This window comes from Halobacillus sp. AWM4_238 (assembly GCF_056158265.1).
The window spans coordinates 2,120,533-2,140,665 of sequence record NZ_JBSWSY010000002.1 but is presented as its reverse complement, the minus strand read 5'-3'; the positions used below and the strand labels follow the sequence as shown (position 1 = coordinate 2,140,665).

The window sequence follows — 20,133 nt, the reverse complement described above, 5'->3', positions numbered from 1 at the left end:
TTTTTTATATCTGGAAAGGATTTCTGACTTTTTGGTAGAAAGATACATAGAGAAGCAGGAACGAAACATGATAACATGGTTTACATGTGTAAATACGATTTGATGATTGAGGGGATAATCCATGGAACGGGTGAAGGAATGGATGGATCAGGGAATCATAGCAGGGATTGCTGGCCGCATTCCCCACGAACATTTGTTACATATGCTGATGGATGGAATCTCTGACTATATCTTTTTTATGGAAGTTGTCGGGAAGAGACGTTTTAAATATGTTTATATGAATGAATCAGCCCAAAACCATTCCCCGATCAGAGGAGCGGGATGGGAAGGGAAATACATCGAGGATCTTTTGGGTGAGGAACAAGCCGGAAATTTGATTGAAGCTTATCAAACAGTAGTAGAGAAAAAAGAAGCGCTCACCTACGAAGATGAAGTGACTATTCATGGAAAACTTTTTAGAGGACATTCTGTGCTGACACCAACGTTGGGGGAATCAGGAGAGGTGACCCATATTGTCGGCATAACCAGGAACATCACGGAGGTCATTGATAAAGAACGGGACCTCAGTCGGATCAATGCCATGTACCGTTCCCTGATGAAGGATACGACAGATGCGATTTTAATCGTCGATACCGACGGACATATTTTAGAAGCGAACCGTGCATTAGAAGAACTTTATGGGTACACGAAAGAAGAAATGCAGGCCTCTTCGTTCCCTTTTGTCCCTTCCAATAGAAGAGAAGAAGCGCAGGAACTGATTCGTAAAGGAATGGAAAGAGCGATCGCCCGGTATGAGACTGTGCGCAAAAGAAAAGACGGGAAGCTTGTGGACGTGTCAATCAGTATATCTCCAATTCAAAACGAAAATGGTGAAACGATCGGCATCAGTTCGATTGTCAGAGATGTCTCAAAAGATAAGGCCGCCCAGCGGAAGTTGGAAGCGAGCCGGTCCCGCTATCGTTCGTTGTTCAAACATAACCCGCAGCCCATCTTGACGCTTACTTTCCAGGGGCTGATTAAGAAAGTGAATACAGCAACCTTGAGACTCTTGAGAACAGAGGAAAACGAATTGTTGCAAACGTCCATCGTCGATTGGGTTCCACAAGAGCAGAGAAACTGGTTGAGGCAGCAGCTGTTAGAATCCTTTTTCCAAAAAGGCACCCGGTTTGAAACGAGTTTTTGGATGGACGGAGAGGAACGTGTTCTGCGCGTTTCTTTAGTCCCGATTATCAATGAGGGTCAAAAAGAAGGAATTTATGCCATTCTTGAAGATCGGACGGAACAGGTAAGGGCCCATGAAGCTTTAAGACAGAGTGAAGAAAAATTCCGTTTAATTGCGGATCATTCCAATGATTTGATTTCCGTTTTCTCACCTATGGGGGACTTGGTTTATGCGTCACCATCTCAAACGAACTTTTTTGGTCGTGATCCCCATGAGATGTCTTCAGAGGAGCTTGTCCAGCAGATTGAGCTTGATGACCTGAAGAACTTGTCAAAGGCATTTAAGTGGAGCGAAAAGACTAAAGAGGCCTTTACAATTTCATTGAAATTGACGAGCAAGAGTGGTGAGCCTGTCTGGTTTGAGTGCAGAGGGACGCCGGTTGTCAGTGAGCACAAAAAGGTGAGCCATTTCGTCATTGTGGCACGTGATATTTCTGAGCAGAAAATTTATGAAGAGAAGCTGGAGCGCTTCGCTTTTTACGATTATTTGACGGACCTGCCGAACCGGAGGCTGTTTGAAGATCGGGTGGAGCAGGCCATTGCTAAGTCTGAACGTTCCGGTGAATCATTCGCACTCCTATATTTAGATGGGGATGGTTTTAAACGCATCAACGACGAATACGGCCATGAAATCGGGGATGAATTTTTGTGCAGTGTTGGGAAGCGGATGAAGGAATGTATCCGATCAGGCGATTCTGTCGGGAGAATCGGTGGAGATGAATTTGCGATTCTTCTTGACAACATCATGGATCGCGATCATATCTATCAAGTAGCGATGCGCGCGCTAGAAAAATTGAGAGAGCCTTATATTGTCAAAGGAGAGGAGATCCGTACCTCTTTTTCAATCGGTGTCGCCTGTTATCCGGAAGATGGACGGACATTGGATGACCTTTTCCGTTCAGCCGACCAGGCCCTTTACAGAGGGAAGCGAGATGGGAAGGATCAGGTGCGTCTATATGAGCATCCTTGCTAAAAGACGGAGCCCCGATGGGACTCCGTCTTTTTTAGTCAGGGATTTCATTGAGATTACTGATGATGTGCGTCGGGTTGATTCCAAGCTCCGGCCATTTTTGTTGCTTGCGGTTCACCCAAGCGGTGTGGAAGCCATAAGAAGCTGCTCCCGTAATGTCCCAGGGATTACTCGAGAAGAAGAGGATTTCTTCTTTATCGAAGCCTAACTGTTCGTGTGCGTAGCTGTAGGCATTCGGGTGAGGCTTGTAAACCTCCACATCATCAGCGCTAAGTAGATCAAAGTCTTCATTCAGCTGATTATGTTCTAACAGAGGTTCAAGCATGGAACGTGTTCCATTGGAGAAAATGGTGAACGTTTTGTCTTGATGACTCTCTTTTAGTGAAGTAACTTCATCGTAAGGGATGAGCTGTTCATATTCCTTCATCAAATCTTCCACAATATCTGGTTTCACATCCACGTCACTGTACGCTAGTGCATCTAAAAGCGCCCACCGGGTGATGTCGGTGAATGGTTTGTATCCTTGAATCAACTGCCTGACGAGGAAATAGTGAACCTGCCGGCTTCGCCATTCTTCACTTACTTTGGGACCTTGATCAGGAAAAAATTGATGGATTTTTTTCATGACGCTATGGACATCAAATAATGTTCCATACGCATCGAAAACATAGGCTTTATAAGTCATAGGTTCATGCTCCTTTCCATTGATTAGGTTCCCCACGGTGATGAGAGGTAAACAAGAAGTTAGGGGAGAGAGAAAATGAATACACTGCACCATGGATATTGGACATTTTTTGCAACACGGAAACAACGATTCACCGGATGGTTTATCTACGGAAGTCTTTCACCGGATATCGTGTATTATGTCATGTTTATCTATTTAAGTATAAAAAGACAGGCTTGGCAAGTCGTGGACGATGCCGATCCGATGCGGTCGTTATTTGGTTTGGTCTATGATTTGTTTGAGCATCCTGTCGTTTTTATTTTGCGACTTGCAGGTCATTCCTTGTTTGTGTGGGGAGTCTGCTTTGTCATTGTTTTAATATGGAAAGGAAGAAAGTTAACCAAGTGGACCGCTTTCTGCTACGGATGGCTCGGGCATGTAATTCTTGATATTTTAACCCACAATGATGATGCCGTCCCTATGTTCTACCCTGTTAGCAGCTATACGTTTAAAAGTCCCGTTTCCTATTGGGATGATGATCATTACGCGAACATTTTTTCGTTGGTTAATACCTTCTTGATTGCCGCTTCTCTCTTATATTTGCTCATTAGAAAAATGAAGGATAAACGCCGTTCACAAAAAGTTCATGACTCATGACGGCGCTTTCCTTTCTCTATCATCCAAAATTCATGATATGATTTACTTAGGAAACAAACAATATTCATGACATCATGATCATAGATAGAGAAAGGGTAAGACGATGAAGAAATTTTCTATACTAACTACGTTCGTTACGTTTCTCGCGTTGATTCTTGGAAACCTTGTCGTTGCGACAGATTCCGGGGATGCGTGTGGGACGACGTGGCCGGTCTGTAACGGGAAGATCTTTCCTGATATTACGGACTATCACGTCATTATAGAGTATTCTCACCGTTTGATGGTCCCGTTGCTTATTTTGCTTACCGCCATCAATGCTGTAGGTGCGATCTATAAATACCGCAAAAACAAATCTGTATTCATTTTAGCTATTTTAAGTTTGGGACTGCTTGTCTTTCAGTCCATTGTTGGAGGATTGAACGTCCTTTTAGGGACTCCACCTGGGTTCACGACATTCGACGTTACATTCAGTCAGATGCTGTTAATTGTGCTTGTGTTATTGAGTTACAGTCTTCATGAAAAGAAAATCGAGCTGAACCGGACAAGTTGGGCCTCAGTATCGATGAGCTACCGTGCTTTTCTGTTTGGGTACATCGCCTATATTGCACAAGTGATTCTCGGGGCATTCTTTAAACACAGCCGGGCAAGCAATGTCATGATGGACATTCCAGCAATGGAGTACTTGATTACAAGCGAATCTGTCGCAAATGCCGTGTATTCTTTACACTGGGTAGCAACCTTTGTTGTCATTGTCGCAGCCATTTGGTTTGTTATCTATGCTTCAAGGTTCCAATACCATATCGCGTTGTCCTGGGCTTATTTAATCTCCATTCTACTGAATGCCGTCGTAGGATTTATTATCGTCGTTACAGGAAACGTCGTCCTCGCTTCATCGATGCACATGCTCCTTTCCACCGTTACGATGGTCATTGGCGCATGCATCCTGGGAGGTTACTGGTTTAAACTGCAAAAGAAAACAGTGAAAGCATAAAAAGAAAGCTGCCGTTCTGGTAGCTTTCTTTTTTTATGCTGGATGGAGTTTGATGGAAATTTCTGTATGACCTGGTCTGGAACGAAGTTCCAGACCAGGTCATACAGAAAATCCCAATTCACTAAAAGAAAAAGAGCCGTTTGGGAACGGCTCTTTATTGGAAGAGTTGCTTAATTTCTTCTTCGCTTAGGGAGGTCAGCATGGATTCTCCCGGTTGGATGATTTGGTCGACGAGGTCGCGCTTTTTCTGTTGAAGCTGGTAGATGCGCTCTTCGATCGTCCCTTCAGAAATCATCCGTATCACTTGCACCACTTTTTCTTGGCCGATGCGGTGTGCACGGCCAGCTGCTTGCTCTTCAATGGCTGGGTTCCACCAGAGGTCGTAGAGGATGACGGTGTCTGCTCCTGTGAGGTTCAGTCCCGTTCCTCCCGCTTTCAGGGAGATGAAGAACGCATCTTTTTCTCCTTCGTTAAAAGCTTCGACCATTTCCATTCGTTTTTCGGATTTCGTGCTGCCATCTAAATAGAAAGCCTGTAGTCCTTCTTTGGCAAGTTCATCGTGCATCTTTGTCAACATGCTTGAAAACTGAGAAAAGATCAACAGTCGGTGCCCGCTTTCTTTCAGCTCCCGAGTTAGTTCTTTCAATTGTTCAAGCTTCCCTGACTGCCCATCGTAGTTTTCTAGGAACAAGCCGGGGTGACAACAAATTTGACGTAATCGTGTCAGTCCAGCAAGAATCTCGAGCTTGCCTCGCTGGATGCCTTTAGTGGCAATCGTTTCTTGAATATCGTTTTGAATTCTCTCCAAGTAGGCGAGGTACACTTCTTTCTGTTCACGGGTCAGCTCTGAGTATTGGACGGTGTCAATCTTATCAGGCAGCTCATCCAGTACCTCAGTTTTCATCCGACGCAAAATGAACGGACGCGTCATGAGAGAGATTTTTTCAGGTTTCAATTGCAAGAACTTTTTCTTACTTGTGAAAAATCCGGGCATGATGGTACGGAACAAAGACCAGAGCTCCTGCAAGGAATTTTCAATAGGTGTGCCACTCAAGGCGAAACGATGTCGCGATTTGATTGATCGAACAGCCACTGCTGTTTTGGTCGTCTCATTTTTAATCGCTTGCGATTCATCAAGGACCATCGCGTGAAAGGTCTGCTCTTCATAAGAAGCGATATCCTGTCTGAGCAACGGGTAAGATGTAATCCATACATCCTTTTTCCCTGCTTCATTCAGCGCTTCCAGTCTTGTTGTTGGGTCTCCCGTTAAAATTTGTACCGATAATAGAGGAGCAAATTTTTCGAGCTCCTTTTTCCAATTGTAGACAAGGGATGCCGGAGCGACGATAATGGCTGGGTTTGTCATGTTCCCTTTCATCTTTTCATCTAACAAAAAGGTGATCGTTTGAATGGTCTTGCCTAACCCCATATCATCCGCAAGCACCCCGCCTAAACCGTAATGGCTGAGCATCTTCATCCACCTGAAGCCAGTCAATTGGTACGGTCTTAAATCCGCCTGCAGGCCAGCCGGAGGATCGATTTCAAAGGATTGAGGTGATTTCAACCGATCTACAAGCTCTTGGAAAAGCTGATTCCTTTCTGATTCACCTGGATTCAGAGCATCTTCCACTTGCAAGCTTCGTGCTGTTGAAACTTGAAAATGGTTGTCTTCCAAATCTTTTGTACTCAAGTCTAGGTCATCAACAAGTCTCTGAAAACGGTCGAAGGATTCACTCGTCAAGGCCATGAGTGCACCATCAGATAAGCGGTAATACTTTTTGCGTTCGATGACGGCTTTAAGAGCTTCTGTGACGTCATGATCACTAATGCCATCAATGGTGAAATTGATATCCAGCCAATTCCCCTCACTTTCGAGTTCAACCGATGCTTCCAGTTCGAGTGGTCGATCTTCCACAAGGGAACGGACAGAAGAGGAAAGATAGACGTGACTATGGTCTTTCAGCTTTGGCAAGTAGTGATAAAGGAATTGATCCAGCTTGTTCTCGTCTTCGATGTAGACCATCTCTCCATCAAATTTGAACTCGGCAAGCTCAATGACCTGCATGATCTCTTGCTCTGTCTGCCGATCCCGTCTGACAATCGTTTGATTGCTCAATGGCTGTTCGTTAAACGGATCAATCGTCAAGTCACCATAATGGAACTTCACATCGATCGTGAGTGTCCATTGTTGAAAATCCAAGTAAGTTTTAGCAACAAGCGACTCTTGCACAATTTTTTCTTGAGCAGCACGATCAAGTTGAACATCTGCGATGGTCTCCAGTTCGGGCAGAACATACGATACAATCCCCTCCATATCCTGATGGCTTACCGTGTGGTTGCCATTTGAATTGTATGGAAGAATCGTGTAAAGCGTTTGAAGGACCTCTTCCTTTTGAGCATCGACAGGATAAAAGGTCCCTTGCTTGTAGAGAAGATGATAATCAGATAGATAGTCGTAATCTTTCAAATGGTTCATGTGCATATGAAAGTGGCCGCGTTCCTCTGAAACATAAAAAGAGAGGTCTGGAAACTCCTCTTCAAAATGGACGGGTCCGACGTTGTCCCCTCGCTCAATGACCTCAGCCTGCTGCTTTTCCAAAAGTGGAAGCAGCTGAGTAGCAAGAGTAGGAGACACTTTCAAAACTTTCGGCTCGGCCGAATTCCACTGTTGTTCATAGAATTGCTCTTGTTCATAAGCAAGCTGTAAGAGTCTTAGAATTTCTTTGTCATCATCAGAAAAAGAGTGTTCTGCCGGATCGTACGTGAACTTTTTTGTGATCCGGTACGCTTGATCTTTACGGATATGATCAAGCAAATCGCGAATATTTTTAATGACATAAGGATAGTTCTCTCCAAGTTTCAATTCCAAGCCGAGACTTTTAGAGCCGAGAATCGATTGGAGGTGAAGGTAATATTGGATTTGAAGAGGCTTCTTCAAATCCTGTGCCCCTCTATTTTCCTGACGCTGTCTGAAAGCTTCGAACAAGCTTACAGCAAACATCCTGTCCTGGTTCGTCAACCCGGACTGGGATTTGCGCCCTTTTTCCGCAAGCTTCGGCGCCAGATCCTCAAGAGTCTTTTCACGGATTGCAATAAGCACGGCGGCAATATGTTTACACGTGTAGTAGGTGGAATAAGCCGCACACTCACACGTAGCTTCGACATCTTCGTCTTCAAAAAAGAAAACGCGGACTTCATAGTCGTGTGTACCTGCAACGACCGCCCGCCATGAGCGAATCGCGCTATTATGAGAAAGGCCATAAACTTTCCCACGATCGAAGTATTGCTTCCCGCGTGTGTAAAAAGTCTGGCCGGTAATTTTCTTTATATCATTCGGTTGTAATAAGTAACTCTGCATAACTGGCATCCTTACTATCGTTTTTATCCCATTATAACAGGTTTGAACACCTAAAGAGAACGAGAGGGATTAGGAAGATCTGTATGACCAGGTCATCCATATTCTGGATGACCTGGTACACCAGTATTTGGAAGGTGTTCGTTTTTGTGATTGATTTTACATGTGGGTTATGCTAACTTTCAAAGTATAATCAAAAAATTCGACGAAGGCGCTTGAGTGTGTGAGCGCTTTTTTTATGGAGTGAATCTGCCAATGTAAAACGTATATCCTACCCAACCTAATGTATTGAAATTCTGAATAAACGGAGGATATCACGATGAGTCAAATACAAAATGAAATGAAAAAGCGCCGTACGTTTGCTATTATCTCCCACCCGGACGCCGGTAAAACAACGATGACGGAGAAAATGCTATTATTCGGAAACTTGATCCGATCTGCAGGTACGGTAAAAGGGAAAAAGTCTGGGAAATTTGCCACGTCCGACTGGATGGAAATCGAAAAACAACGAGGAATTTCCGTCACGTCCAGTGTGATGAACTTCCCTTATAAAGATTATCAAGTAAACATTTTGGATACACCCGGACACGAAGACTTCAGTGAAGACACGTACCGCACATTGACGGCTGTTGACAGTGTTGTCATGGTGATCGATGGTACCAAAGGGATTGAGGCGCAGACACTCAAGTTATTTAAAGTTTGTAAAATGCGCGGCATTCCGATTTTCACATTTATCAACAAAATGGACCGCGAAGGCCGTGAGCCGTTGGAGTTGATGGAAGAAATCGAAGAAACGTTGAATATTGAAACCTATCCTATGACATGGCCGGCAGGGATGGGCAAACGCTTCTTAGGCGTTTTCGATCGTGAAAACGATCAATTCGTTCATTACACGGGTAATGAAGAAGAAGAATATATTCCGTACAGTGAACTCGAACAGCATCCTGAATTGACAGAGAATGCAACTTTCCAGGAAGCGGAAGAAGAAATGGAAATGGTAGCTGAAGCTGGAGATACGTTTGATATGGAAAAAGTGATGCGCGGAGATCAGACGCCTGTCTTCTTCGGTAGTGCTCTTGCTCCATTCGGTGTTGAAACCTTCTTCAATTCTTTCATTGATATGGCGCCTGAACCGGCACCGAGAAAATCGACAGAAGGAATCGTTTCACCAGATCATGAAGAATTCTCTGGTTTCATCTTTAAGATTCAAGCAAACATGAATCCGCAGCACCGTGACCGAATCGCCTTTGTCAGAATTTGCTCCGGCAAATTTGAGCGTGGGATGAACGTTACGCTTTCTCGGACTGGAAAGTCGTTCAAGCTGGCACAATCCCAGCAGTTTGTGGCTTCTTCCCGTGGAACCGTTGAGGAAGGATATGCTGGGGATATTATCGGAATCTATGATCCGAACGTCTACCGAATCGGAGACACCATTGTGACCGGTAAGTCCAATTTCGAATACGATGAGCTTCCACAATTCCCTCCTGAATTGTTTAAGAAAGTAACGGCGAAGAACGTCATGAAATCCAAGCAGTTCCGAAAAGGGTTGGAGCAGCTTGTCCAAGAAGGTGCCATTCAGTTGTTCAAGCGCTATCGATTTGAAGATTATATCATTGGAGCGGTCGGTGAACTTCAATATGAAGTCTTTGAATATCGCATGAAGAACGAATACAATGTGGACATTGAACTCACTCCTCTAGGTGAGCGCATCCCTCGCTGGTTGAAAGAAGATCAGGTGGATGAGTCACTGTTTGATGAGCGAAACATGCTGGCAGAGGATCGAGAAGGCAATCCGCTTGTCCTCTTCAAGAACGACTTCTCACTTAGATGGTTCAAAGATAAAAATCCAGACATCGAATTGATTGACCTGTTTGAAGTGAACGAATATAATCAAACTCTCAATTCTTAATCAGCTAAGCACTTTGCATGATGCAAAGTGCTTTTTCTGTACGATCAAATGGAATATACTGGATGACCTGGTGTGGCATTTTATGCCACACCAGGTCATCCAGTAATTGACAGTGCACACTAGGATGCGAATGTTTGTTCGTTCGATGTTAGAATGGTAAACTGTTGTGGTAAACTAAAAAGTACGATTATAGACAATGAACGGAGGTTTTCGTCGTGGAGGAGAAGTTTGAATTAGTTTCACAGTTTTCACCTCAAGGGGATCAACCGCGAGCGATTGAAGAGCTTGTTCAAGGAATTGAACGAGGAGATAAGCATCAGACGTTGCTCGGGGCTACAGGTACAGGAAAAACATTTACGATGTCCAATGTCATTGAGCGAGTGAATAAACCGACACTGATCATCGCGCATAACAAAACACTTGCTGGACAGCTATATAGTGAGTTCAAAGAATTTTTCCCAAACAATGCTGTCGAATATTTCGTCAGTTACTACGACTATTATCAGCCAGAAGCTTATGTGCCTTCTTCAGATACGTTTATTGAAAAAGATGCGAGCATCAATGATGAGATTGATAAATTGCGACACTCGGCGACTTCTGCACTTTTTGAGCGGAACGATGTCATCATCGTTGCTAGTGTTTCCTGTATCTATGGCCTCGGTTCTCCCGACGAATACCGCAGCCAGGTACTTTCTATTAGAACGGGAATGGAAAAAGACCGTGATGAGCTATTAAGGAATCTTGTAGATATTCAATATGCAAGAAATGATATCGACTTTCAGCGTGGTACATTCCGAGTCCGGGGAGATTCCGTTGAGATCATCCCTGCCTCAAGAGAAGAACATGCGATGCGTGTAGAATTTTTTGGAGATGAAATCGACCGTATCCGTGAAGTTGATGTACTGACAGGGGAAGTGGTTGGGGATCGAGATCACGTTGCTATCTTCCCTGCTTCACACTTCGTGACCCGTGAAGAAAAGCTGAAAAAAGCGATCAAAAATATTGAAAAAGAGTTAGAAGCCCGCCTGAAGGAATTGAGGGATCAGGATAAACTGCTGGAAGCCCAACGTCTGGAACAACGGACGAATTATGATCTGGAAATGATGAACGAAATGGGCTTTTGTTCAGGAATCGAAAACTACTCCAGACACCTGACTTTTAGAGATGAAGGGGCAACACCGTATACGTTGCTGGATTATTTTCCTGACGATTTCCTTTTGATGGTGGATGAGTCTCACGTCACTCTTCCACAGGTCAGAGGAATGTACAACGGGGACAGAGCACGAAAACAAGTACTGGTGGACCACGGTTTCCGCTTGCCTTCAGCAATGGACAACCGGCCGCTTATGTTTCCTGAATTTGAAGAACATATCAATCAAAATGTTTATGTGTCGGCGACGCCTGGGCCTTATGAGATTGAACATACACCAAAAATGATTGAACAGATTATCCGACCTACAGGACTTCTGGATCCGGAAATCGACGTCCGTCCGATTCATGGTCAAATTGATGACCTTGTGGGAGAAATCAATAAACGAAAAGATCAGAATGAACGTGTCCTCGTCACAACATTAACGAAGAAAATGTCTGAGGATCTAACCGATTATCTGAAAGACTTAGGAATTAAGGTTGCTTATTTACACTCTGAGATCAAGACATTGGAACGTATTGAAATCATTCGTGACCTCAGGGTCGGAAAATATGATGTCATTGTTGGAATCAACTTGCTTCGTGAAGGATTGGATATCCCGGAAGTGTCTCTCGTTACCATTCTGGATGCAGACAAGGAAGGATTCTTACGGTCCGACCGCTCCCTCATCCAGACGATTGGCCGGGCGGCGCGAAATGAGAATGGTCGAGTAATTATGTATGCGGATAAGATGACGAAGTCCATGCAGTTTGCGATTGATGAAACTTACAGACGTCGTGAAAAACAAATCGCGTATAACGAAGAGCATGGAATCACACCGCAAACGATTAGAAAAGAAGTTCGTGACGTCATTAAAGCGACGAACGTTGCTGAAGACGAAGCGGGATATGATACAGGTAAGAAACCTTCAGAAATGACGAAGAAAGAACGCCAGGAAATGATCGACAACTTGGAAACCGAAATGAAACAAGCCGCACGCGATCTCGACTTCGAACGGGCAGCCGAACTGCGTGATGTGCTGTTGGAATTAAAAGCGGAGGGATGAGAAGAGTATGGTCAGTAAACATATCAGTATTAGAGGAGCTCGGGCTCACAATTTAAAGAATATCGATATCGACATCCCGAAAAACAAACTGGTCGTCATGACCGGTTTGTCCGGTTCGGGAAAGTCTTCTTTGGCCTTCGATACGATTTATGCGGAAGGGCAAAGACGCTATGTTGAATCACTAAGTGCTTATGCACGACAGTTTTTAGGACAGATGGACAAACCCGACGTGGATTCCATAGAAGGACTTTCCCCGGCCATATCCATAGACCAGAAAACAACGAGCCGTAACCCACGTTCAACCGTAGGTACAGTCACAGAGATTTATGACTACCTGCGTCTTTTGTTCGCTCGCATCGGTCGCCCGACTTGTCCGAAGCACGGGGTGGAAATCAGCTCACAAACGGTTCAGCAGATGGTTGACCGCGTCATGGAATATCCGGAAAGGACCAAACTCCAAATCCTTGCCCCTGTGGTATCTGGTAGAAAAGGCGAACACGCCAAAGTCTTTGAACAGCTCCAAAAAGAAGGATACATCCGTTTAAGGGTGAACGGGGAAATGCGCGAAATTTCCGAGGAAATAAATCTCGAGAAAAATAAAAAACACTCGATTGAGGTCGTCATTGATCGTATCGTCGTGAAAGAAGGCGTTGAAGGCAGACTTTCAGACTCTATTGAAACAGCTCTTAAACTTGGCGGTGGCCACACGATTGTGGATGTGATCGGTGAAGAAGAGCTGATGTTCAGTGAACACCATGCATGTCCAATCTGTGGTTTTTCTGTTAGTGAATTGGAGCCGAGGATGTTTTCATTCAACAGCCCTTATGGTGCTTGTAACCGTTGTGACGGTCTAGGGACACAGCTTGAGGTTGACATCGACCTTGTCATTCCTGATTGGGGCCGATCGCTTAACGAACATGCAATTGCGGCATGGGAACCGCAAAGTTCCCAATACTATCCGCAGCTTTTGAAAAGTGTTTCCGATCATTACGGAATCGATATGGATAAACCATTTCGTGATTTGCCAGAAGAGCATAAAGAAAAAGTTCTCTATGGCAGTGGTGAGGATAAGATCTACTTCCGCTATGAGAATGACTTTGGAAAAGTAAGGGAAAGCGATATTTTCTTCGAAGGTGTCATCCCGAACATTGCTCGTCGTTATCGCGAAACAAGCTCTGATTACATCCGTGAACAGATGGAAAAATACATGGCTCAAAAACCATGTCCGAAATGTAAAGGAAATCGATTGAACGAAGAAGCTCTCGCGGTCTTAATTGACGGAAAACATATCGGGATCACTACCGATTATTCCGTAACAGAAGCGAAAGAGTTCTTCGAAGCCCTGGAGTTGACGGAAAAAGAAGAAACGATTGCCCGCATGATTCTAAAAGAAATTTGCGAACGTCTCAGCTTCTTAGCAAACGTGGGTCTCGATTACTTGACCCTCTCGCGTTCTGCAGGGACATTGTCCGGGGGTGAAGCTCAGCGTATTCGACTGGCGACGCAAATCGGTTCAGCACTTACTGGGGTTTTATATGTACTTGATGAGCCGTCCATTGGCCTTCACCAGCGTGATAATGATCGATTAATCAACACACTTAAACGGATGCGTGACCTTGATAATACGTTAATTGTTGTTGAGCATGATGAAGACACGATGCTTGCTGCCGACTACCTGATCGACATTGGACCAGGAGCTGGGGCACATGGCGGAGACATTGTCACTCAAGGTACGCCGAAGCAAGTAATGAAAAGTCGCAAATCCTTGACGGGTCAATATCTGTCAGGCAAAAAGTTCATTCCACTTCCAGCAGAACGTCGGAAGGCGGATGATCGCTTCTTGAAAATAATCGGGGCGGAAGAAAACAACCTCAAAAAAGTCGATGCTGATATTCCACTCGGAGTATTTACCGCCGTAACAGGCGTTTCAGGTTCTGGAAAGAGTACACTGATTAATGAGATTTTGTATAAGTCCCTTTCAATGAAGCTTCATAATGGTAAACAAAAACCAGGAAAGCATAAAACGATTGAAGGTATGGAAAACCTGGATAAAGTGATTGATATTGACCAATCACCGATCGGTCGTACACCACGTTCCAATCCTGCTACTTATACCGGTGTGTTTGATGATATCCGTGATGTTTTCGCTCAAACCAATGAAGCGAAGATCCGTGGTTATAAGAAAGGCCGGTTCAGTTTCAACGTGAAGGGTGGACGTTGTGAGGCTTGCCGTGGCGATGGAATCATCAAAATTGAAATGCACTTCCTGCCTGACGTTTATGTTCCTTGTGAAGTTTGTGATGGGAAAAGGTATAACCGTGAAACGCTGGAAGTGAAGTATAAAGGAAAGAGCATCGCTGATGTCTTAGGGATGACAATCGAGGAAGCGCTCGACTTCTTTGCGAACATTCCTAAGATTAAGCGAAAGCTTCAAACCGTTGCTGATGTCGGACTTGAATATATTAAACTTGGTCAGCCGGCCACCACTCTATCTGGAGGAGAGGCCCAGCGAGTGAAACTTGCAAGTGAACTTCATCGGAGATCGAATGGCAAATCCTTTTATATTTTGGATGAGCCAACCACCGGTCTTCATGTGGATGACATTTCAAGGTTACTGAAAGTCCTACAAAGACTCGTAGATAACGGGGATTCCGTTTTGATTATTGAGCATAACCTGGATGTCATCAAAGAAGCAGACCATATCATCGATCTCGGACCAGAAGGCGGAGAGAACGGTGGAAGGATCATTGCAAGCGGCACACCAGAGCATGTCTCAGAGCAGGAAGTTTCCTATACTGGTCGTTATTTGAAGCCCGTTCTAGAACGGGACAGGGCACGGATGGATAAGAAAATGAATGCCCGTGAAAAAGTAGGAAACAAGTAGATCTTTTGACGCTTGTCCCTAAATTGAGTATCGTTAAACAAGAATCGTTTGACGGGAGGAATACGAGTGGATGCCATTCAACAAAAAGTTGTTCAAGATAAAATCGATCAACTAGCAAATAAAGAAATCTATGTACACTTGGAAACAACAAATGGAGCTTATGCAAGCCACTTCGATGAGAATGCCTACAATGTCGGCGCCTTCATCCGAAATGCACAGGTCTCCTATCAACACGGGAAAATTGTCAGCACCGGAGGGTCTTACCGCGTCGGTCTAAAACTTGATTTGGGCTGGGTGTATGCTGAAGGTTTGACGGATTATGAAATCGATGAGAAAAATCGACTGCTGATGGCAGGACATGACCGTGAAGGACGTTTGATGGTTGCTCTTGAAATCAGCGAAACACCCTTCTCACATGAGGCGGATCCTGATGAGTAAAGAGAGAGTAGTTGTCATTTTCCCTCATCCGGATGATGAATCGTTCGGAGCATCTGGTACGATTTCCAAATTCCGTGATGAAGGAGTACCAGTTACCTATCTATGTGGTACCTTAGGGGAGATGGGCCGAAACATGGGCAATCCTGTATTCGCTAATCGCGAGACGCTTTCTTCTTTCCGTAAAAAGGAGCTGGCTGAAGCAGCCAAACAGTTGGATATAGACGTTGAAATGCTTGGATATAGGGACAAAACATTAGAGTTTGAGCCTCGACACCAAGTGGCAGAGCACCTGAGAGAACGGATCGAAGCGTTAGAAGCTACCCTTGTGATTACTCATTACCCAGGGTACGCAGTTCATCCGGACCATGATGCTCTCGGTGCCGCAGTTATCGAGGCTGTGGAAAAACTTGCCGAGGAGAAACGCCCTCAAGTTTGGATGCACGCCATTTCCAATCATGCTGAACAAGATTTAGGTAAGCCGCAAATTACGACAGACATCAGACCATACTGGGAAAGAAAATTGGCGGCCATTAAAGCCCACCTATCCCAGGCCGATGGAATGATGAGTTTGATTGAGGATCATGATCAGACATCTGAACAATTAGAACGGCTGAAAACAGAGCGCTTTTACACTTACAACTATCAATGAGCTTTTACACCTGAGAAACGCACCACGTTTTCTCAGGTGTTTTTTGTTTTTGAACCCTTTTGTTAGGGAAAAACGTAAGAGATAAAAAGGAGCTGATCTTATGAATGAAGAACGTATGAAAATTCTACAGATGATTGAAAAAGGAACCATTTCTGCAGAAGAAGGCGCGAAGTTATTAGAAGCCGTAGAAGATTCTCCTCTAAAAGATTCGGAGCAACGCGAGAAATCTAAATACGGAATAAGAAATTTCCTGGATGATGCTATGGAAAAGATAAAAAATGCTGATTTCGATTTGTCTTTTGGAGAATACGTTGAATTCACCGATGATACGGTCCTACCTAAAGAGGAATTTCATGATGCCGATCTTTCTATATCCAACGGCTCTTTAAAAGTTCACACGTGGCATGAGGATGAAGTGAAAGCTTCCTATCAGGTGAAAGTTTATCAAGTAGAAACAGATGAAGAAGCAAGAACAAGGTTTCAAGATGAATCAGAAGTGCGAATTAAAAATGGCCTCCTGCGTATCGCCAGTCCATCGAAGAAGATAAAAATGAATGTTGATTTATACATCCCAAATAAAAAGTACGAATTCATTAAATCACAATTAACGAATGGAAATATGGACCTTGAGAACATCAATAGTGATCATTTTCAAATGAAAACATCAAATGGAGCTGTCAAAGCGAAGCAGCTTTCAGGTGAGACATGTAAAATACAGACGGGAAACGGCACGATTGATTTGCAGGAGAGCACGTTCGAAGAGTGTGAAACCGACACGATTAATGGAGCCATTACTCTCTCAGGAGATATTGGAAAAGCGGATGCTTCAACGGTTAGCAGTGGTATAGTTGTAGACTATAATGGTTCGAAAGCACACACAGGTTTTTATAAGACTACGACTGGAAAAATACAAGTGTCTCTTCCTACAGAAAAGAAAGTGGATGGTGTGTTGAGAACGAACTTCGGTCAAATTCATTGTGAACTGGACAATTACAAAATTTTAAAAGACCGAAAAGATGTTGCCAACAAAATGTTGGAATTCGAGGCGTACGAACAATTCGAAAATGCATACCATATAGAAGCAGAGACGAAGACGGGTTCTGTCACCATACAACCTCCTGTCCAGCTCTGAGAAGAGACCGATTGACGAAAGGCAGGGTGAAAATATGAGGAATTGGTTGATACACATTGTCGTCAACGCGATCGCCATTATCGCGGTCGGAGCTCTCTTTAATTCCGTAATGATCGACGGCGTCGGAGGTGCATTGCTGGCGGCACTTATTTTATCGGTTCTCAATGCCATCGTAAGGCCGATTTTAGTTGTTTTGACTTTACCAATCACCATCTTATCGCTCGGACTATTCCTATTCATCATCAACGCCATTACGTTGTGGCTGACGGATGCTCTCCTGGGAAGTACCTTCGATATTGACGGCTTTGGCATGACCATCGTAGCCGCCATGATCATTTCTCTGATCAACCTTGTTTTGAACAGCTTAATCAAGGATATGAAAAAATAACTCCCGTACCGTATGAGCCCCCTCATACGGTATTTTTTGTTCCCCATCCCTCACTATAGCTCCCGATTGTGGAAGACCCTGTTTCGAGACGTTTGCTGAGTGGATGGGGCTGCGGGGAATAGCTCGCTTTCCGCGGGAGCGCGGTGAGCACACACCGCGCATCCTTAAAGGAAGCCTTGTCTAGTTGAAATAATGAATGACAATTCCTGGCCATGGATACGGGGTCAGGGAAACGACGATTTGCAGTGTTTTGGATCAGTCAGTAGAAAGACACACACGTTTGTGTCTCCATCCGGTTTTCATGCGGACGTTTCCCAGACCCTGTTTCCACGCTTTATTTGTGCAGGACTTTTGGTAAATACGACTCTAAAATGTCGTGGGTGAGCAGGTCTTTATTATAGAACTCGTCAAGTTACGGTTAGAGGCGATTTCGAGAACCTCATATAGCAAAGGGGCGGAGGGAAACGGTGAGACTCCTACCTTAAGTGTGCAGGCGCCTTGATCAGCGGCGTATGGACTGGACTGAGCTGGCGGAGATAAAGGAAACACGAAGAACGGAGTGATTCGATGTTGACTTATCGTACAGAAGCGAGGGAAGTCTCACTAGCCGCTAGGCGCCGGAACCGGATATCTACGAGGAAGTGCGTGGTAGATGAGACCCCGCAGAGCGTTAGCTCGAGGAGGCTCATCACTCGCCCACGGAAAGCGAACCTTTTCCCGGAGCCCCCCCACTAAAGTCTCGAAATCGAGTCTTACAGAATCCTGCCAGATTGTTGAAGAAAAAGGTGTGATTTTCGCAAGTGACAAGGAGGTGAAAAACCTGCCTATCCAAGATTTATTGAAAACATGCTACAATAGGGGACAGTGATTGATGAAAGAGGAGGTTGATGGACAAATGAGCAAGGTCCGAACACAAGATTTGTTAGAACAATTTGCGCTTGAACTTGTTGCCGGTGCTGACGGCGTCCACCGTGAAATACATATGAGTGATATTTCTCGTCCTGGAGTAGAAATGACAGGGTATTTCAAGTTTTATCCGAAAGATCGTTTGCAGCTGCTTGGCAAAACTGAACTCTCTTACTTTAATGAACTGACAAAAGAACAGAGAAGAGAGCGAGCAGAAAAGCTATGTACAGATGTGACACCTGGAATCGTTATTACCCGGGGAATGGATATTCCTGATGAACTTAGTGAAGCCGCTAATGAGGCGGGCGTTCCGCTAATGTTGTCGCCATACAAAACGACAAGAGTGATTAGCCGCCTGACGAACTATTTGGAATCCAAGTTTGCTCCATTTACAGCCATCCATGGTGTGCTTGTCGACATTTACGGGATTGGTGTTTTGATCACTGGTCAAAGTGGAGTGGGTAAAAGTGAGACCGCTTTGGAACTCGTAAAGCGCGGGCACCGTCTTGTGGCTGATGATAGTGTTGAAATCCGACAAGAGGATTATGACACATTAATCGGGAACAGTCCCCCGCTGATTGAGCACCTTTTGGAGATTCGTGGATTAGGTATTATCAATGTGATGACATTGTTCGGTGCAGGAGCTGTTCGAAGCTATAAACGGATCACGCTTGTCATCAACCTTGAACTATGGGACAAGAACAAACAATATGACCGTCTTGGATTAGAAGAAGAAACGATGAAGATCATGGATGTCCAGGTTCCGAAAGCGACGATTCCGGTTCGTCCTGGTCGTAACCTTGCCGTTATCATAGAAGTTGCGGCCATGAACTTCCGTTTGAAGCGCATGGGCGTCAATGCTGCTGAAGAGTTTTCAGAGCGTTTGACGAAGGTCATCGACCAAGATCAAACGCAAGAGTAAAGGAGGAAACCACTGATGATGTGTACACCTGAACCGTTGAACCCGGTCTTCCTCCAATTAGGTCCAATTTCAATATACTGGTATGGCTTAATTATTGCTACAGGAGCTTTTCTTGGGCTTTGGATAGCAACGCGAGAGACGGAACGCCTCGGTTTGAAAAAAGATTACATGGTCGATATTGTTGTATTTGCGATTCCGGCAGCCATTGTGTGTGCCAGGCTGTATTATGTCATTTTTGAATGGGATCGGTATGCTGGTGGACCTTGGTGGAAAGTTTTCGCTGTCTGGGAAGGCGGCATCGCCATTCACGGAGCCTTGATTGGATCTGTATTGACCGCTTATATTTACACGAAATTGAAAGGATTGTCCTTCTGGATGATGGCGGATATTGCTGCACCGAGTATTATTCTTGGGCAGGCGATCGGGCGCTGGGGGAACTTTATGAACCAGGAAGCCCATGGTGGTCCGGTATCTGAGTCCTTTTACAATAACTTTATGCAGTATTTGCCTGGATTCATTAATCAACAAATGTGTATAGATGGTACGCTGTATCATCCGACCTTTTTATATGAATCCTTATGGAATATTATTGGCTTTGTTTTGCTATTAATCTTGCGTCATAAATTTAACCCTCGCCGGGGAGAAGTGTTCTTAAGCTATGTGATCTGGTATTCTGTCGGGCGTTTCTATATTGAAGCGATGCGTACAGATAGTCTGTATCTGTTCGGCGAGATCCGTACAGCACAATTTATTTCGATGGTGCTTGTCGTCGTTGCCGTCGTTGCGATCATCTATCGCAGAAAGAAAGGCATGGCGAATAAATATTATAACGGAAAGAAAGTAAAATAAGGG

Annotated in this window: 14 protein-coding genes; 12 read left to right on the top strand and 2 right to left on the bottom strand. The window is 44.5% G+C overall.

The features are described from left to right. Positions 1 to 121: 121 nt before the first annotated feature. On the top strand, positions 122 to 2,194 hold the full coding sequence (locus ACXACN_RS10990) for a sensor domain-containing protein (protein ID WP_474964424.1): 2,073 nt from the start codon (positions 122 to 124) through the stop codon (positions 2,192 to 2,194). Positions 2,195 to 2,225: 31 nt separating this feature from the next. Here the strand turns inward: ACXACN_RS10990 and ACXACN_RS10985 are convergent, their stop codons facing one another. Then, positions 2,226 to 2,876, bottom strand: a complete 651-nt coding sequence (locus ACXACN_RS10985) for a haloacid dehalogenase type II (RefSeq protein ID WP_474964423.1) — start codon at positions 2,874 to 2,876, stop codon at positions 2,226 to 2,228. Positions 2,877 to 2,951: 75 nt separating this feature from the next. Here ACXACN_RS10985 and ACXACN_RS10980 point away from each other — a divergent pair, with 75 nt between their 5' ends. Both ACXACN_RS10980 and ACXACN_RS10975 read left to right on the top strand, forming a co-directional pair. Next, positions 2,952 to 3,512, top strand: a complete 561-nt coding sequence (locus ACXACN_RS10980; RefSeq protein WP_474964421.1) for a zinc dependent phospholipase C family protein — start codon at positions 2,952 to 2,954, stop codon at positions 3,510 to 3,512. A 103-nt stretch (positions 3,513 to 3,615) separates the two neighbouring features. Next, a complete protein-coding gene (locus ACXACN_RS10975) occupies positions 3,616 to 4,503 on the top strand; it encodes a COX15/CtaA family protein (RefSeq protein ID WP_474964420.1) in 888 nt (295 codons plus the stop codon). A gap of 154 nt (positions 4,504 to 4,657) precedes the next feature. On the opposite strand, the gene ACXACN_RS10970 is transcribed toward ACXACN_RS10975, so the two are convergent. Further along, the gene (locus ACXACN_RS10970; protein WP_474964419.1) at positions 4,658 to 7,861 is read right to left on the bottom strand and encodes a DEAD/DEAH box helicase; all 3,204 of its coding nucleotides are present in this window, start codon (positions 7,859 to 7,861) and stop codon (positions 4,658 to 4,660) included. Between the two features lie 316 nt (positions 7,862 to 8,177). Between ACXACN_RS10970 and ACXACN_RS10965 the strand changes: the two genes are divergently transcribed. From ACXACN_RS10965 to lgt, 9 genes are all read left to right on the top strand, one after another. Further along, the gene (locus tag ACXACN_RS10965; protein WP_474964417.1) at positions 8,178 to 9,767 is read left to right on the top strand and encodes a peptide chain release factor 3; all 1,590 of its coding nucleotides are present in this window, start codon (positions 8,178 to 8,180) and stop codon (positions 9,765 to 9,767) included. A gap of 215 nt (positions 9,768 to 9,982) precedes the next feature. Beyond that, entirely contained in the window at positions 9,983 to 11,962 is a 1,980-nt protein-coding gene (gene uvrB / locus ACXACN_RS10960; RefSeq protein ID WP_474964415.1) for an excinuclease ABC subunit UvrB, read from the top strand. A 7-nt stretch (positions 11,963 to 11,969) separates the two neighbouring features. Beyond that, positions 11,970 to 14,846 (top strand): excinuclease ABC subunit UvrA, encoded by a 2,877-nt coding sequence (uvrA, locus tag ACXACN_RS10955; RefSeq protein WP_474964413.1) that lies wholly within the window; start codon positions 11,970 to 11,972, stop codon positions 14,844 to 14,846. A gap of 66 nt (positions 14,847 to 14,912) precedes the next feature. After that, positions 14,913 to 15,284, top strand: coding sequence for a YojF family protein (locus tag ACXACN_RS10950; protein WP_474964411.1), 372 nt, complete (start codon positions 14,913 to 14,915; stop codon positions 15,282 to 15,284). After that, the gene (gene bshB2 / locus ACXACN_RS10945) at positions 15,277 to 15,933 is read left to right on the top strand and encodes a bacillithiol biosynthesis deacetylase BshB2 (protein WP_474964409.1); all 657 of its coding nucleotides are present in this window, start codon (positions 15,277 to 15,279) and stop codon (positions 15,931 to 15,933) included. The genes ACXACN_RS10950 and bshB2 overlap by 8 nt, the downstream gene beginning before the upstream one ends. A gap of 100 nt (positions 15,934 to 16,033) precedes the next feature. Further along, positions 16,034 to 17,065, top strand: a complete 1,032-nt coding sequence (locus tag ACXACN_RS10940; RefSeq protein ID WP_474964407.1) for a DUF4097 family beta strand repeat-containing protein — start codon at positions 16,034 to 16,036, stop codon at positions 17,063 to 17,065. 34 nt (positions 17,066 to 17,099) lie between these two features. Then, entirely contained in the window at positions 17,100 to 17,453 is a 354-nt protein-coding gene (locus ACXACN_RS10935) for a phage holin family protein (RefSeq protein ID WP_474964406.1), read from the top strand. An 895-nt stretch (positions 17,454 to 18,348) separates the two neighbouring features. Then, positions 18,349 to 19,281: an HPr(Ser) kinase/phosphatase gene (gene hprK / locus ACXACN_RS10930; protein ID WP_474964404.1), complete on the top strand. Its 933-nt coding sequence runs from the start codon at positions 18,349 to 18,351 to the stop codon at positions 19,279 to 19,281. A gap of 15 nt (positions 19,282 to 19,296) precedes the next feature. Further along, positions 19,297 to 20,130, top strand: a complete 834-nt coding sequence (gene lgt, locus ACXACN_RS10925) for a prolipoprotein diacylglyceryl transferase (RefSeq protein ID WP_474964403.1) — start codon at positions 19,297 to 19,299, stop codon at positions 20,128 to 20,130. Positions 20,131 to 20,133: the final 3 nt, after the last annotated feature.

Excerpts from the sequence above, each read along its gene's own strand:
- lgt (WP_474964403.1), top strand. The coding sequence starts at position 19,297 with ATGATGTGTACACCTGAACCGTTGAACCCGGTCTTCCTCCAATTAGGT.
- ACXACN_RS10975 (WP_474964420.1), top strand. The coding sequence starts at position 3,616 with ATGAAGAAATTTTCTATACTAACTACGTTCGTTACGTTTCTCGCGTTG.
- ACXACN_RS10940 (WP_474964407.1), top strand. The coding sequence starts at position 16,034 with ATGAATGAAGAACGTATGAAAATTCTACAGATGATTGAAAAAGGAACC.
- ACXACN_RS10965 (WP_474964417.1), top strand. The coding sequence starts at position 8,178 with ATGAGTCAAATACAAAATGAAATGAAAAAGCGCCGTACGTTTGCTATT.
- ACXACN_RS10990 (WP_474964424.1), top strand. The coding sequence starts at position 122 with ATGGAACGGGTGAAGGAATGGATGGATCAGGGAATCATAGCAGGGATT.
- ACXACN_RS10985 (WP_474964423.1), bottom strand. The coding sequence starts at position 2,876 with ATGACTTATAAAGCCTATGTTTTCGATGCGTATGGAACATTATTTGAT.
- ACXACN_RS10935 (WP_474964406.1), top strand. The coding sequence starts at position 17,100 with ATGAGGAATTGGTTGATACACATTGTCGTCAACGCGATCGCCATTATC.
- ACXACN_RS10980 (WP_474964421.1), top strand. The coding sequence starts at position 2,952 with ATGAATACACTGCACCATGGATATTGGACATTTTTTGCAACACGGAAA.
- hprK (WP_474964404.1), top strand. The coding sequence starts at position 18,349 with ATGAGCAAGGTCCGAACACAAGATTTGTTAGAACAATTTGCGCTTGAA.
- bshB2 (WP_474964409.1), top strand. The coding sequence starts at position 15,277 with ATGAGTAAAGAGAGAGTAGTTGTCATTTTCCCTCATCCGGATGATGAA.
- ACXACN_RS10970 (WP_474964419.1), bottom strand. The coding sequence starts at position 7,861 with ATGCAGAGTTACTTATTACAACCGAATGATATAAAGAAAATTACCGGC.
- uvrA (WP_474964413.1), top strand. The coding sequence starts at position 11,970 with ATGGTCAGTAAACATATCAGTATTAGAGGAGCTCGGGCTCACAATTTA.